General features: G+C 53.2%; 13 protein-coding genes and 2 pseudogenes. 13 read left to right on the top strand and 2 right to left on the bottom strand.

Going from position 1 to position 15,446, the window contains the following annotated elements:
* Positions 1 to 38 precede the first annotated feature (38 nt).
* From AC2FM3_RS13350 to AC2FM3_RS13315, 8 genes and pseudogenes are all read left to right on the top strand, one after another.
* A complete protein-coding gene (locus AC2FM3_RS13350) occupies positions 39 to 617 on the top strand; it encodes a TetR/AcrR family transcriptional regulator (protein WP_496682606.1) in 579 nt (192 codons plus the stop codon).
* An 86-nt stretch (positions 618 to 703) separates the two neighbouring features.
* Positions 704 to 1,999, top strand: coding sequence for a guanitoxin biosynthesis MBL fold metallo-hydrolase GntH (gene gntH / locus AC2FM3_RS13345; RefSeq protein ID WP_496682603.1), 1,296 nt, complete (start codon positions 704 to 706; stop codon positions 1,997 to 1,999).
* A 78-nt stretch (positions 2,000 to 2,077) separates the two neighbouring features.
* Positions 2,078 to 3,256, top strand: coding sequence for a guanitoxin biosynthesis MBL fold metallo-hydrolase GntH (gntH, locus tag AC2FM3_RS13340; protein WP_496682601.1), 1,179 nt, complete (start codon positions 2,078 to 2,080; stop codon positions 3,254 to 3,256).
* Positions 3,257 to 3,627: 371 nt separating this feature from the next.
* On the top strand, positions 3,628 to 5,421 hold the full coding sequence (locus tag AC2FM3_RS13335) for a hypothetical protein (RefSeq protein WP_496682599.1): 1,794 nt from the start codon (positions 3,628 to 3,630) through the stop codon (positions 5,419 to 5,421).
* Positions 5,414 to 6,715, top strand: coding sequence for a HupE/UreJ family protein (locus tag AC2FM3_RS13330; protein WP_496682597.1), 1,302 nt, complete (start codon positions 5,414 to 5,416; stop codon positions 6,713 to 6,715). The genes AC2FM3_RS13335 and AC2FM3_RS13330 overlap by 8 nt, the downstream gene beginning before the upstream one ends.
* Before the next feature lie 155 nt (positions 6,716 to 6,870).
* The gene (locus tag AC2FM3_RS13325; RefSeq protein ID WP_496682595.1) at positions 6,871 to 7,035 is read left to right on the top strand and encodes a hypothetical protein; all 165 of its coding nucleotides are present in this window, start codon (positions 6,871 to 6,873) and stop codon (positions 7,033 to 7,035) included.
* Between the two features lie 297 nt (positions 7,036 to 7,332).
* A complete protein-coding gene (locus AC2FM3_RS13320) occupies positions 7,333 to 8,220 on the top strand; it encodes an alpha/beta hydrolase (RefSeq protein ID WP_496682593.1) in 888 nt (295 codons plus the stop codon).
* Between the two features lie 99 nt (positions 8,221 to 8,319).
* Positions 8,320 to 9,024, top strand: a pseudogene (locus tag AC2FM3_RS13315) (IS6 family transposase).
* 94 nt (positions 9,025 to 9,118) lie between these two features.
* On the opposite strand, the gene AC2FM3_RS13310 reads toward AC2FM3_RS13315, so the two are convergent.
* Positions 9,119 to 10,339, bottom strand: coding sequence for an APC family permease (locus AC2FM3_RS13310; protein WP_496682591.1), 1,221 nt, complete (start codon positions 10,337 to 10,339; stop codon positions 9,119 to 9,121).
* A gap of 437 nt (positions 10,340 to 10,776) precedes the next feature.
* Here AC2FM3_RS13310 and AC2FM3_RS13305 point away from each other — a divergent pair, with 437 nt between their 5' ends.
* Both AC2FM3_RS13305 and AC2FM3_RS13300 read left to right on the top strand, forming a co-directional pair.
* A complete protein-coding gene (locus tag AC2FM3_RS13305; RefSeq protein WP_496682589.1) occupies positions 10,777 to 12,381 on the top strand; it encodes a Na/Pi cotransporter family protein in 1,605 nt (534 codons plus the stop codon).
* Positions 12,382 to 12,685: 304 nt separating this feature from the next.
* On the top strand, positions 12,686 to 12,949 hold the full coding sequence (locus tag AC2FM3_RS13300; protein WP_496682587.1) for a hypothetical protein: 264 nt from the start codon (positions 12,686 to 12,688) through the stop codon (positions 12,947 to 12,949).
* Here AC2FM3_RS13300 and AC2FM3_RS13295 read toward each other — a convergent pair whose 3' ends face one another.
* Positions 12,950 to 14,122: a cation:proton antiporter gene (locus AC2FM3_RS13295; protein ID WP_496682584.1), complete on the bottom strand. Its 1,173-nt coding sequence runs from the start codon at positions 14,120 to 14,122 to the stop codon at positions 12,950 to 12,952.
* A gap of 200 nt (positions 14,123 to 14,322) precedes the next feature.
* On the opposite strand from AC2FM3_RS13295, the gene AC2FM3_RS13290 reads away from it, so the two are divergent.
* From AC2FM3_RS13290 to AC2FM3_RS13280, 3 genes and pseudogenes are all read left to right on the top strand, one after another.
* Positions 14,323 to 14,772: a phasin family protein gene (locus tag AC2FM3_RS13290; RefSeq protein ID WP_496682581.1), complete on the top strand. Its 450-nt coding sequence runs from the start codon at positions 14,323 to 14,325 to the stop codon at positions 14,770 to 14,772.
* A 57-nt stretch (positions 14,773 to 14,829) separates the two neighbouring features.
* Positions 14,830 to 15,237 carry a universal stress protein gene (locus AC2FM3_RS13285; protein ID WP_496682579.1) on the top strand — a complete coding sequence of 136 codons (408 nt, stop codon included), beginning with the start codon at positions 14,830 to 14,832 and terminating at the stop codon, positions 15,235 to 15,237.
* Between the two features lie 53 nt (positions 15,238 to 15,290).
* Positions 15,291 to 15,446, top strand: a pseudogene (locus tag AC2FM3_RS13280) (IS6 family transposase); the annotation flags it as partial.

Below are 15,446 nucleotides of genomic sequence, written 5' to 3'. Positions count from 1 at the left end.
AGTTGTCCACACCTTAGCAACTTGGTATAAAATCGCAAATGACCACGATCAAACCCGACCCTAACCCCTCAAAGGTCCGAGTGAGCAAGTCTGATTGGCTTGCAGCTGCACTGGATGTTTTAAAGAACGACGGCATCGAAGCTGTACGGGTCGAGCGGCTCGCCGCCAAGCTTGGAGTTTCCAAGAGCGGTTTTTACTATCACTTCAAAGACAAAAGTGACCTGCATCAGAAGATGATGGACTATTGGCTCGGGCTTGATGCATCCCCAATCCTCCGAGAACAGGTTTATAAGTCTCGAACACCCCAAGCTCGATTGCGGGTGATCTCTGAAATAGTCGAGCAATCCGAGCTAAATCTTCTGGACAGTGCGATGCGGCAATGGGCCCGACGAGACCGGGATGTCCGTCGTGTGTGGCGCCGGGAAATGAAAAAAAGGTTAGCGCATATACGCAGCATTTTTTCGCTGCTGGGTTTCGAGGGTGATGATCTTGAAATGCGGGTGCGTGTCTTCGTGAGCTATCAACTCAGCGAACAAGAGTTGTTTTTTGACCTGTCGAAAAAGGATCGTGACCGGTTACGTGATTTGCGCATCGCGCTTCTTTCGAAGGCTTCATAGGGCATCCGCCCTGAATATTATTTCTAGACTGTACCGTACATATCAAGCTATTCTCCCTGGCAGGAGCGCTGACAGGGGGGAATGAAATGAAACTCAAGGACAAACTCGGCCTATCGACAACAGCTTGCCTTTCTTTGGTCTGCGCTGCTGCGGTGCTTGTCTTAATGCATAGAGCAGAAGTACCGTTTTCGGGAGCCGCCCATGCTGCCGGTGGTGTCGTTGAAAGCCGCACCGGTACGGCGCCGGATCGTTACGTTTACTATCCAGGCACCGAAGAGCTGTCGCCTGGCGAGGTGCGCGTTGTCGCCTGTGGCACTGGGATGCCAGATCAGCGGCGCGGTCAGGCTTCGGCTTGTTTCCTGTTCGAGTTCGGCAATGGGGAGAAGTTCATCTTCGACATCGGTACCGGCTCGATGCGTAATATCAATGCCCTGATGATTCCGTCGGAGTTCCTGACCAAAGTCTTCATCAGCCACCTGCACACCGACCACTGGGGCGATCTCGACGGTCTTTGGGCAGGCGGCTGGACATCCGGCCGCCCGGTGCCGCTTGAGATCTGGGGTCCGAGCGGGCAAACACCCGAAATGGGAACCGCTTATGCCATCGACGGTTTCATGCGAGCTTACAACTGGGACTTTCAAACGCGCTCGTTCAAGATCACCCCGATCCCGGGCACGATCACGGTGCACGAGTTCGACTATCGGGCAGAAAACGCAGTGATCTATGACGACGGCGAGATTGTCGTACGCTCGATTCCGGCAATCCACACTGGCGACGGGCCAGTCAGTTACATCATCGAATACGCCGGGCTCAAGCTGGTCTTTGGCGGAGACACCTCGCCCAACAAATGGTTCGTCGAATATGCCAAGGACGCCGATTTCGTGATCCACGAAGCCTTCGCTACGCCGGAATTCTTTATGAAGGATTATGGTCAGCCGGCACAGCTCGCCTGGCGGGCCTGCTGCGAATTCCACACCTCCGGCCCGGCCTTTGGCAAGGTGATGAGCGAGATTCAACCAGGTCACGCCGTAGCCTACCACACGATGGAAGAGGCGCATCAGGAACTTCTGTTGAAGATCCGCTCTACCTATGATGGGCCGCTGTCGATCGCGATGGACATGATGACCTGGAATATCACTGCCGATGGCGTGACCGAGCGCATGGCAGTCTCTGCTGACCGGGCCAGCGCGGTGCCAGGGCCGACCCGCCAGCCGCCACCAGACCCGTCCATTCCGGATCCAATGAGCGACTTCATAAAGGCCGGTGAGTGGGCCCCTGGCTTCAATGCGCAAAACGATATGCTTGACGAGTTCCGGGACGAAAACGGTCTAGCCGACGTCGACTGGCGGCCTGCCAAGCCGTGGTACGAGCCGAACGAGTAAGGCCGCGCAGCGCGGGCCGGGAAGTCGGCCTGTTCTTTTTCAAGACACTGGTATCTTGAAGACGGAGATTTAGACGAGATGAAACACCACCAAATAATTGGGCGTGGAACCTTTCTGCTTTTTGGCGCGCTGGTAAGTGCACTTTTGAACCTCGGTCTTCATGGGATTGCAGAGGCGCAGGAGGAAACCTCGACCGCCTGGTACCCACGAACAGAATCCGTTGGACCAGATGAAATGTTCATCGTCGCGCTCGGCACTGGCATGCCGACCCCCATCACTCGAGCGCAAAAATCAACGGCATGGTATGTCGAACTGGGCAACGGCGACATCTTTCTCTTTGACCTTGGCAGCGGATCAACTGAAAATCTTTTTGCGTTGCGTCCTGATTTTCATAGGGTGGACAAAGTCTTTGTCAGCCACTTACACACTGACCACGTGGCGGATACTGCTGCCTTGTGGATTGGCGGCTGGCTTAGCGGACGGTACACTCCGCTTCACGTCTATGGCCCGTCAGGGGCGACACCCGAGTTAGGCACTGCAGCTTTTGTTGACGGCCTTACAAAGGCGTACGCTTGGGATGTAGCCGGGCGAGCCGGGGTTCTGCCCGATGAGGGAGGCAAGCTGATCGCGCATGAGTTTGATTTCAAACAGATCAACGAGGTCGTATACGAGGAAAATGGTGTCAGGATCACATCGTTCCCGGCCGTGCATTCGCTTGATGGTTCTGTCAGCTATCGGCTCGAATGGAATGGCCTGAGCTTTGTATTCGGCGGCGACTCGGCGCCCAACAGTTGGTTCATTGAGTACGCGAAGGGCGCGGACTTCGTTATCCACGAATGTTTCTACACCCCGGAAGGACTAGCCGCTACGCTCGGTTGGGATCTGCGTCAAGCAACCTTCGTTTCGTCATACATTCATACCCCACCTTCGGGATTTGGGAAAATTATGGCAGAAGTGAAACCGCGTCTTGCCATTGCGTATCACACAATACGTCAACCGGAGCTGGACCAGCTGATGCTCGAAGAAATTCGTGAAGTGTACGATGGACCGCTTATGATTGCTGATGATCTTATGGCATGGACAGTCACGCAGGAAGAAATTATTCAGCGCGAAGTCGTTAGTGCCGAACGCGTGCAGGCGCCGCCAACCACGACGGGGTATATGGAAGCGAAGCGCAGCGGCGAAGCAACTTATTCGGAATTCACGGCAAGCGGAAAATGGGAGGGATACACGCCCCCTCCGCTTCCTGAGCGCTAATCCAGAAAAAGCGACCGCCACGCACGTTGGATGCTCAGTGGCGGATCGCTAAACTTTTGAACAGCTCCTTCAAAATAATGCACTAATGCCGGATTTATTTGGGGTGTTCTATGCATTCTTTCTGCAACAGGCGAACATGTTGCTAGTCTTCAAAGGGTAAGAAAATGCAAAAATTTTTTGGATCCCAATCCGCAAAGCTTACGGCTGTCAGAAGGCTTGGGCTTTCGCCAAAAACGACTTGAGTTACTGGCGCTGAACCAGTCCGATAGCAGTATCGCTTGAGCGTGCAGATACCTAAAAGTTGTTGAAGTTCAAACTTTTTCAGGCGCAAATAGGCATATCAGCGGCACGGATTTCGTATAGTCAAAAACATGCATCTGTATTTGAAATCCCTACAATTTTTGTTGTCTCTGGCCATCTGGAGCGTGATGTTTTCGATCCCATTGCGCGCGGACTACATTCAGTACAATGGCGCAGAGGTCGCGCCAAATATCGCTGAGATTTTCATTGCTCCGGATGGGGTGCGTGTGCAACTGGAAGTCTACGTGGGCGACATCGAACATTTTTCTGATCTTGTTCCGGACGATTGGTTCGACGATGTCAGCGCCCGCAAATCCGAAAGCGAGCGCGCTGAACGCTTTTCACGCGAAGGGCTGACCATCCGGAGAGACGACGAAAGCCGTCTGCCCGTATCCATCAACCTCGTTGAACCGAGGTTTCGCATTGATCGTGGATCACCACTTTCCGGGCAACGCAATCCGTTAACTGGACAAATGATGCCTTCGGCGCCCGAGGACACTAGGGTTCTTTATGCTGAATTATTCTACAGTTTCGAAGGGGATGCGCCGGCAGCAATTTCTTTTGCTCCACCGTTGCAGGACGGTAGTCCGGTTGCATCCATCGGTTTCATTGTTCGTGACCGTGGCATACCGGTGGCCAATTTCGGTTTCCTTTCAGACTCGATACGCCTCAACATAGATTGGGACGACCCGTGGTACTCCAAATTCGACAACCCGAGTCTAACCCGCCATCATAAGTCTGGCGCGACAACCTACATTTATGTTGAACCGAGGGAAGTGCGGCACGAAACACTGATACGTTTGCGTGATCTCGCCCCTTGGCTCGGGCTCAACTTTAAGGGCGGGGAGGCGTTGAGCCCAGAGCAGCAAGCAGACGTATTAACCCGTTCGCTCGAGTTTTTGGCAGGGCGAAATCACATCGAAATTGATGGGCGTTTGCAAGAAGCAACGTATCGGCGCGGTGCGATACTAACAATGGATGTCACCGGGTTGGAAGTTGTACGTGAAAACACTGAGGTGAACGTTGATGAAGCGTTTGTTGGTGTCATATACTCATTCCCCCACCGTGACCTTCCCAGGGAAGCTGTCGTCACTTGGGATATGTTCAGCGACCGAATAAAAGATGTTCCTGCAACCCTGTCGGACCCTGCAGGTCCATTCTTAAGCGGCGCGAACTCCGATGATCCAGTCGTTCGCTGGACCAATCACCTTTTGACCTACGAAAGCCCTCAAGTGGAACCCGTCAAGTCTGGTGGAGTTGGCAGTTTGCGAATGCCAGTAGTGTCTGTGCTGACGGTGCTTTTGGCCGTTGCAGCCGGATCACAAGCGTTTCTGAAAAAGGGGCTTTCCCGCGCGGTAATGTTTGGTGTGGCAATTGCCAGTTTGGCGGCAGGATACACTCTCCGTGGCGCAGGTGTTGTGCAGGTGCGCAACCCCATAAGCATGCAGCCCGACCAGGAGGTAGCTACCGACGCTTTAAGACGACTGTTGGAAAATGTGAACAACGCGAATCTGGAAATCACTCCAAAGGATCGTCAGAATGAGTTGGCGCCGATAGTTTTACACACCGAACTAGCTGAGGTTGCGGCGGAACTAGATCGCGCATTGGCTGTGCGTGTTCCGGGCGGCGGGGTCGCGCGGGTTACAAGCCTCGAAGAAGTCTTTTTGGACGACATAGCTCAACTGGAAAACGGATTCGGATTCCGCGCCGTCGCGAATTGGACCGCCGAAGCCACTGCTGCGCACTGGGGGCACAGCCATCGCCGGCCAATTCTATTCCGTGCGCTTGTCGAGGTCGTGGAAGACGGCGGCTATTGGAAACTACAAGGTATTACCGTGTTAGAGGTGCGCGAAAAGAATGCTTAATCTGCGGAGTCTGATCGCTTTTCGTGGTTTTCTTTTTGCACTGCTTGCGCTGGCACTTGCTTTGACCGATACGGCGCCTGCCACGGCGCATTTCCTGTTAAACTTAAATGTTCGTATTCTTCATGTTGAGCATCTGCCAGATGGGCTCCGTATCCACATGCGGACACCGATGCCGTATCTCGTGGCAGACAAAATAGGTGAAGTCGACGATAGCGCTCTTCCTGAGCCTGCACCATTTACCAGCAACGCATTCGAAGATGGGCAAGTTGTACATTTTCTTGACGCGGCCAAGGTCGCCTCGGATCCGAAGGGGCTTGGTCGTATCGCAGAAGAGGCTCTATTGATAAATGTCAACGGGCTACGTCTGCGCGGCGAGGTCGAAAGTGTCCGTTTGCACGCCGTCGGCCGAGAGCCGGGCTTTGCAACGCTTGACGAAGCTCGCGCCGTATTTGCGCTAGATACGAATGTCTCGAATCTCCCAACGCCGCTTTATGTGGGCGACTCTGTAGTGGATATTCAGTTACGATACTTTTCCGAAGGGTCAGTTTTAGCCTATTCACTCTCCAGTGGATTGAATCCAAATCTACCGGATCAGGAGAACACAGCAAATCTGATCATTGACTATGGCCCCGGTCAGCCAAAGGTCTTTCGTACACGCGGCCTTCTTGACGAACCTGTTGAAATATCGCGGTCGCAGGCAGCGGCCATTCTGACCTTTGTCTGGGAAGGTGTACGTCATATCCTAGAGGGCTTGGACCATGTTCTCTTCGTCATTTGCCTTGTACTTGGGGCTGCGACATTTAGATCGTTGTTGTGGCGGGTCACCGGCTTCACTGTCGGTCACAGTGTTACACTGGCACTGGGGTTCTTTGGCTACGTTCCAAAAGGGAACTGGTTCGTGCCGGCAGTCGAAACCGGAATAGCGCTATCGATTATCTATGCTGGATTGATCGCAATCCGACAACCTTCCGAAAACGAGGGGCCTGAGCTCAAAATCATTCTTGTTACGTTCGGCATCGGTCTCTTGCACGGGCTGGGTTTCAGTTTTGTCTTGCAGGAGATATTACAGGTGACCGCACCAAACATTTGGCAGAGCTTGCTGGCATTCAACGTAGGCGTTGAGTTGGGCCAATTGCTTATCGTGCTAGCCATTTGGCCGTTGTTTGGACTGGCCAACAGATATGCTGCCCATCTTGGAAGACTTACTCGCCAAGTTACCGCGACAGCGTGCGTCGGGATTGCTGTCTACTGGACAATTGACCGTGTCTCTCAACTCGCAGCGAGCTTTGCTTGAAGACTGATTTGTCCTCAATAACTCTGAACTCTACAACTTGGCTTGCGGCAAACATCGACGTAGATTTTTCGGATAACGCCCGCTAACTTTGTGGACGGTTGCGTACAATATACTGCTGATCCGACCATCCGACAAAGAGAACTATGGCATAGATCATGTACGTCGCCGTCAAAAAACTGTTCGGACCAGGATTGGACAAGACTTGGCAGCTTGGTACGGAAAAAACCCTGTTATTGAACTATGCTATGGCAATTGACTACCCACGCACCGACAGCGCTACGCAGTTTTGCCTTGGAGCGGAAGATGCTTGCGCGATTTGACTGGAGGACCGTTTGCACCTAGCCAAAACCTTCACAATATTCTGGTCGTTCGCTTTGCGCAGCGCACCTGTGCGGTGTTTGAATTTGCGGGTGTTGTTAACGTGCTTCCTTCCAATAGTTATTGCCGGGTGCGCCATACCTCGAAATCTTGTTGGCATTGGAGAGCCTCTCTCGAACGAAAGCGATTCAATAAGTGCAGCAACGCATCGAATTTATGTTGCGACCACGAGAGCCCCATCTGATGACGAAGGTGTATTTTTCTCTGGAGGTCGGTCCGAAAGTCTGCACTTCGCCTCGGTGGATGTCTCGATCCCGCCAAATCACCGGCCTGGAGAAGTAAGCCTTCCAAGAAATGGCCCACCAGATCCGTTGAAGCATATTGTGCTCCACAATCCCCAGCGGATAACAGGTGCTGCCTCTTTCGCTGATGTAATTGACAGCGCCGCGACAACTCGAAATATCACGCTGCGTTCGGCTTTGGTATTTGTTCACGGTTACAACACCAATATGACCGAAGCTATTGCTCGATTTGCACAGCTAGTTGAAGACACCGGTTATCAAGGCGTTCCTATACTTTTTTCATGGCCTTCAACGCGTCGAACCATCGACTATGTTGCTGATATTAACAGTGCAGCAATTTCTAGGGATGCCATGGTTCAGGTAGCTCTGTTGCTTGAAACTACGCGGGTCAACGGCTTCGACATCGTTGCACATTCGATGGGTAACTTCCTGACAATGGAAGCGGTGCGCACAATGGCGCTTCAAGAAAACCTGGAAGCTCTAAACAAGTTGAACACCATTGTCCTCGCGTCGCCTGACATCGATGTAGACCTCTTTGTCCGGCAGTTGGCCACTGTGCCAAACGAAGAGCGAAGAAAGTTCGTAATTCTGATGTCTAGAGACGACAAAGCTTTGCGGGTCGCACGTATGGTTGCCGGTAATCAACCACGTCTGGGAGCCGCAGATCCACAGTCCATTAGCCAGTTCGGATTGACAGTGATTGACTTGACTGAGATTGAAGACACCACGAGCATAAATCACTCTAAATTCGCCAATTCCCCGGAGATCGTCCAACTTCTTGGTCAACGGCTTGCCAAAGGTGACGCGCTATCGACGGAGGAAAACGCCGGCGGCGTTTTCATTCAGAAGGTCGGTGGTGTGATAGATGTCTTTCAGCTTCCTTAATGACTGCAGGAAACTACCAATTTGGCGGCATTGTAATTTCTTTGACCTTGTCAGATAAACCGGCTTGAGACGGGGAGGGCGGTTTTGTGGCGTCCGGCCATGACCAAACGATCGCCGCTCCGCTATTTCAAGACCTCGCCCCAGATCATCCGGTTGGCGATGATGCTGTATGTTCGGTTCCCGCTGTTGCTCCGAAACGTGGAAGATTTGCTAGACGAGCGCGGCATCGACGTTAGCCACAAGGCCGTTCGGTTTTGGTGGCACAGGTTTGGTCCGATGTTCGCCGCCGAGATCAGAAAACGACGTATCGAGGGGATGAAGTCGAGCCGCTGGTGGTGGCATTTGGACGAGATGTTTGTGAAGATCAAGGGCGAGCGGTACTACCTTTGACGGGCTGTCGATCACGAAGGAGAAGTTCTGGAGAGCTTCGTCACGAAGAAGCGTGACAGGAAAGCCACGTTGAAATTTCTAAAAAAAGCAATGCAAAAGCACGGTCGCCCCGAAGTGATCGTGACTGATCGGCTCAGGTCGTTTGGCGCTGCTCCAAGAGAGATTGGTGCGGAGCAGCGTCTGGAAACGGGGCGCTTGTTGAGCAACCGCGCTGAGAATTCGCATCTGCCGTTTCGACGAAGAGAACGGGCGATGTTGCGTTTCAGGCGGATGCGCAGTTTAGAGAAATTCGCCGCCGTTCACACCTCAGTTCTAAACTTGTTCAACTCGTAGCGCAGCCTGTCTTCTAGAACAAATTTCAATCTAAACAGCGCTGCCGCTCTCGCAGAGTGGCGCGGTCTCTGCGCCGAATAAAGTGCAGGCATCCTGCCCTTTGTGAGACTGGTTCGCACTAGTCTGCCAGCACCGCCATGGCAGCTCGTTGAGGCCTTTGGGTTGTTTTGTCTAGTTAGAGAAATCCAGATCCAAAAAGCAATGCACTGGTGATCACCCCCAGGATCGGTACCACAAGAGGAACGCGAAAATGCTTGGGGGCCTCGTCCGGCTGCATCTTCAGCAGGATAAGCGAAATGTTGACGAGCACAAAGACGCCCAGAACGATCTGGGATGTGCGCTCTGCCAAAGTACCAATCGGTGTAGTTTGAGTCAGCAGAACGATGATCGCTACAACCAGCAAAGTAGCTACAACCGGTGTCTGCGTTGCCTTAGGGACTATCGCCAGAACCTTCGGCAAATGGTCACGGTCTGCTAGTCCGTAGATCACCCGCGAGGCCATAATCATCTGGATCAGTACTCCATTGACTGTCGCCACAATCGCGACCGCGGAAAAGCCCTGTTTAATCACCTCAGGGGCGTTTGAAAACACAAGCGCGAGGGGTGCTGTGGATGTCGAGAGAACATCGATCGGAACAACAAGTAGAACCGTCATTGAGGTTCCCAGATACAACACCGTCGCCAGAACGAGGGTCAGTAAAATCGCTTTTGGGATGGTGCGCACGGGGTCTTTGACCTCTTCCGCAACATTGGCCATGTCTTCGAAGCCAACAAATGCAAAGAAGGCTAGAAGTGATGCCGCGAAAATGCCTCTCCACGCGTCGAGTTCAAGTGGCGGAAGCATCGAACTGATCCCGTATCCCTGCGGATCCTGAACCGACATGCCCCAGCCAATCACAAAGAGAAGGCCTGCGATCTCGATGATCGTGATGACAGCCGCAACAAAGACAGATTCAGTGATCCCCCAAAGCGCGATTAGACCCATGATCAGAACGACGCTGATGGTCAAAACAGGAATCGCAAAACCGGTCAAAGCATGAAGGTATGATGCTGCGCCAATTGCAACGGCAGAAGCGGAGATAACGCCCGAGGCTGCCACCGCAAACCCAACGAAAACCGCCATCCATCTTTTCTGAAATCCCGCCTCAACATAGGCTGCTTCACCTGCGCTGACAGGAAATCGAGTTGCGAGTTCTGCATAGGAAAGCGCGGTGAGTGATACGACGAGCGCGGCTACAACGAACGACAACGCCGCAAACGGTCCGGCAATGTCTGCTGTTGCACCGACTAATACGTAAATGCCCGCTCCGACCGTTACCCCAAGGCCATAAAGCGTGAGCAACGGGGTAGTAAGGGCCCGTCTGAGTTTCTGTTCGTTTGGATCACCAGAGTTCATAGGTGGTTTCCGCCAACTGCCCATTCCGAACGTCGTCAGTGGCGTCCTTCTCTTTTTATCTCGATTGGCGCAGCGGCTTAATCCTATGGTCAAAGCCGCACCGAATGCCTTGTGTCTCAACGTTTGGGCGCATTGGACGCCAATCGACTAACTGGGGGCTCGCCATCACTCTTGCCGAGCCCCCGTGGGTGGAACCTCCACTTCTTCAAAATTCCGTTCACCTTTGTGTTTACTTGGGGACAGGACGGCGAACGTAGAATATGTTGAAACATTCGAATTTCACTATGCAATTCGTGTTGGTGCTTTGATCTATGTCAATCAACTCGCGGCGTCGGGTCTGCGAGGCTGAATGCAAACCAACTGAATTTTGTCGTCGGATTTAAAGGCAAAGCAAACATGCTAGGCGGTGTGAGACTTAGGGTGGAAATCAATTCGTGATGTTCTGGAACCTGTTACCTGCCTTAGGCGGCATCGGCCTGTTCCTTGTCGGCATGCTGTTGATGACCGACGGTTTGAAGGCTTTGGCAGGGGCGAAATTGCGAGACATTTTGGGCCGGTTCACGTCGACACCGTTTACCGGGGCCGTAACAGGCGCGGTCACGACAGCTGCAATCCAGTCTTCCAGTGCGACCACCGTTGCGGCCGTCGGGTTTGTCGCGTCTGGTCTGCTCACATTTCCCCAAGCGCTTGGGATCATCTTTGGGGCCAATATCGGAACGACCATGACAGGTTGGCTCGTCGCGCTCTTGGGGTTCAGGCTAGACCTGGGACAAGTGATGTTGCCAGTTGTTTTTATTGGGGCTTTGCTGGCTCTTTCGGGAAGAAAAGCGGTTTCCGGCCTTGGGCTGGCGTTGGCCGGGTTCAGTTTGATTTTCATTGGGATCGAGCAGCTCAAGTCCGGGCTTGAGGCGTTTCGCGGCGTAGTGACACCTGCCGATTTTCCGCCAGATACACTGCTAGGCAGGCTGAAGCTTGTATTGATCGGCATCCTGATAACGATGGTGACGCAGTCTTCGAGCGCTGGCGTTGCGACAGCATTGGCTGCGTTGAGCGCTGGTGCTGTGAACTTCCCTCAAGCGGCGGCGCTCGTCATTGGAATGGACGTGGGGACAACTTTCACCGCTGTTCTAGCCACATTTGGTGGGGGCACGATGGCTCGTCGAACCGGTTTCGCTCATGTGATCTACAACGTGATGACAGGAGTAATGGCATTTTTTTTGCTGGGGCCATTTACTTCGGTCTTTGTAAGCGGGGTGGGGGCAGGAAATTCTCTGACTGCGCTTGTCGCGTTCCATAGTTTCTTCAACGCCATAGGCGTGGCGCTGATCTTGCCCTTCGCCAAACCCTTTGCCAGATTTGTCGAGGCGCTCGTACCCGACCGAGGTGCTGAGTTAACGAGATCTCTGGATCCGCTTGTCCTTGGGACGCCGGAAATAGCTGTGGATGCAGCAAAAGCTGCAGTCGAACAAATTGTTAGGGCCGAAGTAGCGCACCTTCGGTTATGTATGGGGGCATCTGAGCCAAACGGAATCAACTTTGGGCGGGACAGCATTGAGACTGCTATATCCGAAGCGCGCTCGTATCTAGATAAGATAGAACTGTCCAGCAGGTCCGACGTAGAGTTGTCCAGCATCAAGGGTATGTACCATATCCTCGATCATCTTGATCGGTTGCTTTACCGGTGTAGCCAAGATGATCGGATAAGCGAGTTGCCGAAAGACCCGCGCTTGAAACGGCTTGCTTCAGTGGTGATTGCGGCGACTGATGGCTATTTGGAAATCGACAATCCAGCGCAGTGTGAAATCACGCTGAATCGCGTTCGCCGTTTTCTGCGACGACAGAGGAAACTTAGCAGAGACTTGCTCATCGCCGATGCTGCGACTGACAGTCTGCCGGACGACGTGGTCTGGGCTCGTTTGGATGCCCTCAGATGGTTACATCGCGTGTCTTATCACCTTTGGCGAATTCGTTGGCATTTGAACGCATTGGAAGGAGTGCCGTCTGGGCGCGAGGGTGGTAAGGTCAATGACGAAGTGGCGTAGTTGGAGGTCTGCCCGGATTAGATTGGGCGTGTGCTCAAACGCTATTCGACTGAAACGCCAATGTTCGTGCTGGTGCGGACAACATGAGCAAGGTCAAAGACGTTCCTTAGCTATACTGTTTAATGAGATCTTCATTAGTGGCAGCGATTTGGAGGAGAATATGCAGGTTTATCGAGGGATTCTACTGGCCCTGTTAGTCACCGGGCCTGCACTAGCACATGAGGTCAGCGTCAGTGCGGGAAGTGATTTGTACCGGACGTATTGCTGGCAATGTCACGGTTTCGAAGCGACCGGAGACGGGCCAATGGCCGAAATGTTGGCTATTCGAACACCCGACCTTACCAAATTGGCGGGCGAAAACGACGGTGTGTTTCCGATAGTTCGCATAGCTGAACAGATTGATGGTCGTTCACAATTGCTCGCCCATGGGGGCGAAATGCCAATCTTTGGCGCGGTGTTTGAGACAGACCAAAAAATCGCGGTGGCTATACCTAATGGGCAATCTATGATGGTAGGCCTGCCGTTGGCGAATTTGCTCGCCTTTCTTGAATCGATCCAGTCTGAATAGTCACTGACCAATCTGCTCATCCGCGTCAGCCGTTCGTCTGATTGACATGAGAGTCAACGGCGGCCCCAACACCTCGAAGGCCACAGTACTGGCTAGAGTAAAGGCCATGATCAACGCGGCCCAATGCGGAAATTGCTCTCCGGCTACAAGGGCCATTCCTACCGCGACACCGGCCTGTGGTAACAAGGCGGTACCGTACCAGCGGGTTTGACGGCGAGGCAGGCCGCCCAGTATTGCTCCGCAGTAACCTCCGACAAGTCGGGCCACGGCACGCAAGAATAGGAAAAGAGCACCAGCCCAGCCCATCAAGCCGAAGGCTTCAATTTCCAACGTGGCGCCAGCCAATAGGAAGAACAGAATCATGAACGGCCACTGAATGTGCTCGATCTCATGAAAAGCATGGTCGTGATGGCGGGCAAGATTCCCGATAACTGCGCCCGCAACCATGCCTGCTACCAAGAAGGAAACCTCCAGCCAAAGCGCGAGGCCCGCTGTAAGAAAGACTATGCCCACTGCTTCTGCCTGCGTTGGCTCCCCCGGTTTCAAGCGGCCGGTCAGGTAAGCGGATGGCACGCCTAGTGCGCAACCCAGCAAAATAGCCCCTCCGAAATCCCACATCGCTGTGGTCGTGACAGTGGCCCAACCGTCCGAATGACCGGCCAGAACCAAGGCGATGCTGAAAACAATCAGACCCCAAGCGTCATCAATTGCGACGACGCCCTTTAATGTCTCGGTGAAGCTGTTGGACACCCCAGATTGTTTGATCACGTCTGTCATGGCGGCCGGAGCTGTAGCCGTAGCAATCGCCGCCAACACTAACGCCAACCCGAAGGGTACGCCAATTGCGGTCAGTCCAGCAGGCACAATAACAAGGGTTGCAACCACGATTGAAATCGAAATCGTCAGAATGGCTCGGCCATGCCGTACCAGGTTCTCGTATGTCAAAGATCCTCCAAGAAGGAACGCGACCATCGTCAAGGCTACAATCGATATCTCGTCGAACCACATTGCGACGTCGAGTGGGATCAACCCCATTCCGGCGTTCCCGGCGATCAGACCGAGGAAAAGTAAGGTTGTAACACGAGGAAAATGCGTGGCCCGGCCAAGTTGGTCGGCCGCCAATCCGGCAAGGAAGAGGATACCAAGGGTAATCAGAAAGCCGGCAATGTGCATAGAAAACCAAGCGTTAAGTTCTTGTCTAGACTACTCTAACTCCAACACTGCCCTCTAGGAACCGATGTCGGAGAGAATGTGAGTGCCCTGTCGCGGTCTAAGCCGAGAGTTCTAAAGATAAGCGTAATTGATCTGTATTAAGGCGAAAGCATGCCGCAGGTGGCACAATAGCTTATTCAGGAAATGAGGAGGAATTTTCGATGCCGAGAAAGAAATCTAGCACAAATAGCCCGACCTCAGTTGTGGATGTTTTCAAGCAAATGCAGCCGCCCATGTCTGGCAATCCGGCCTTCGGTGCCCAGATCGAACAGTTTTGGGACGCACAAGAAAAATTGCTCGAAGAAACAGAGGCCTTTGCACAGCATTGGTTCGAACGGCGTCATGAGGCGGTCCGGACGGCTCTAAAAGCTGCACGAAATGTGTCTTCCGCGAACCCGTCCGATCCCTCCAAAGCCCTTCAGAGCATGGCGGAGTGGCAGCGCCATTCGGCGGAGCGGTTGGTTGCTGACATTCAGGAATGGTTCGAAACCGTGTCCCGTTGTGCATCTTATGTCGCTGAAACCGAAGCTGAAGCTGTTGAGAAAACAGTTGATGAGGTTGTAGCCGCTACAAAGAGCGCGGGGAAATCGTCAAAGTCTGAGCCTGTTTAGGTTTCCTGCTGCCGAGGAACCAAACTGGAATCACCGGAGCAGTAGATAGGCGGTCAAATGTACAAGAATATCCTGATCCCGGTTGCTCTGGACCAAGAACACGACACACAAGCGTCGTTTGAAGCCGCGCGCCAATTGGCTGATGCGGACGCTGTATTCACCGTGATACACGTCCAAGAACCAATTCCGGCGTATGTAGCGTCTCAGATTCCCAGCGAAGTACTTGCCAATACGCGGCATGAAATCTTGGAAAACCTGCATCAAACTGCTTCTGAAATTCCAGGCGCGAAGGTTCGGCTCATCTCTGGTCACGCGGGTAGGGCTATTGTCGACTGCGCAAATGAGAGCGACGCGGATTGCATCGTCTTGGCTTCGCACAAGCCTGGTTTTGAGGACGTTTTCTTAGGTTCCACTGCGTACAGAGTCGTGCATCACGCCAGGTGCTCGGTTCATGTAATTCGTTGAGCGGTCTTGTCAGAAGAACTTTGTTTGAGTGGGGCGGGGGTGCTGCGTAGCTATTGCCCAGGTCCAGACCTGCCTCCTTCAAATACTTTAAAACCAGTCCCGAGATCATCTGCCTTGCAGTGATGCTGTACATTCGTTTCCCGCTCTCGCTTCGGAATGTCGAAGATTTGTTGCACGAGCGAGGCATCGACGTGAGCCACGAAACTGTC

This window comes from Ruegeria sp. BHSB172 (genome assembly GCF_059613165.1).
This window is presented reverse-complemented; position numbering and strand designations above follow the sequence as displayed.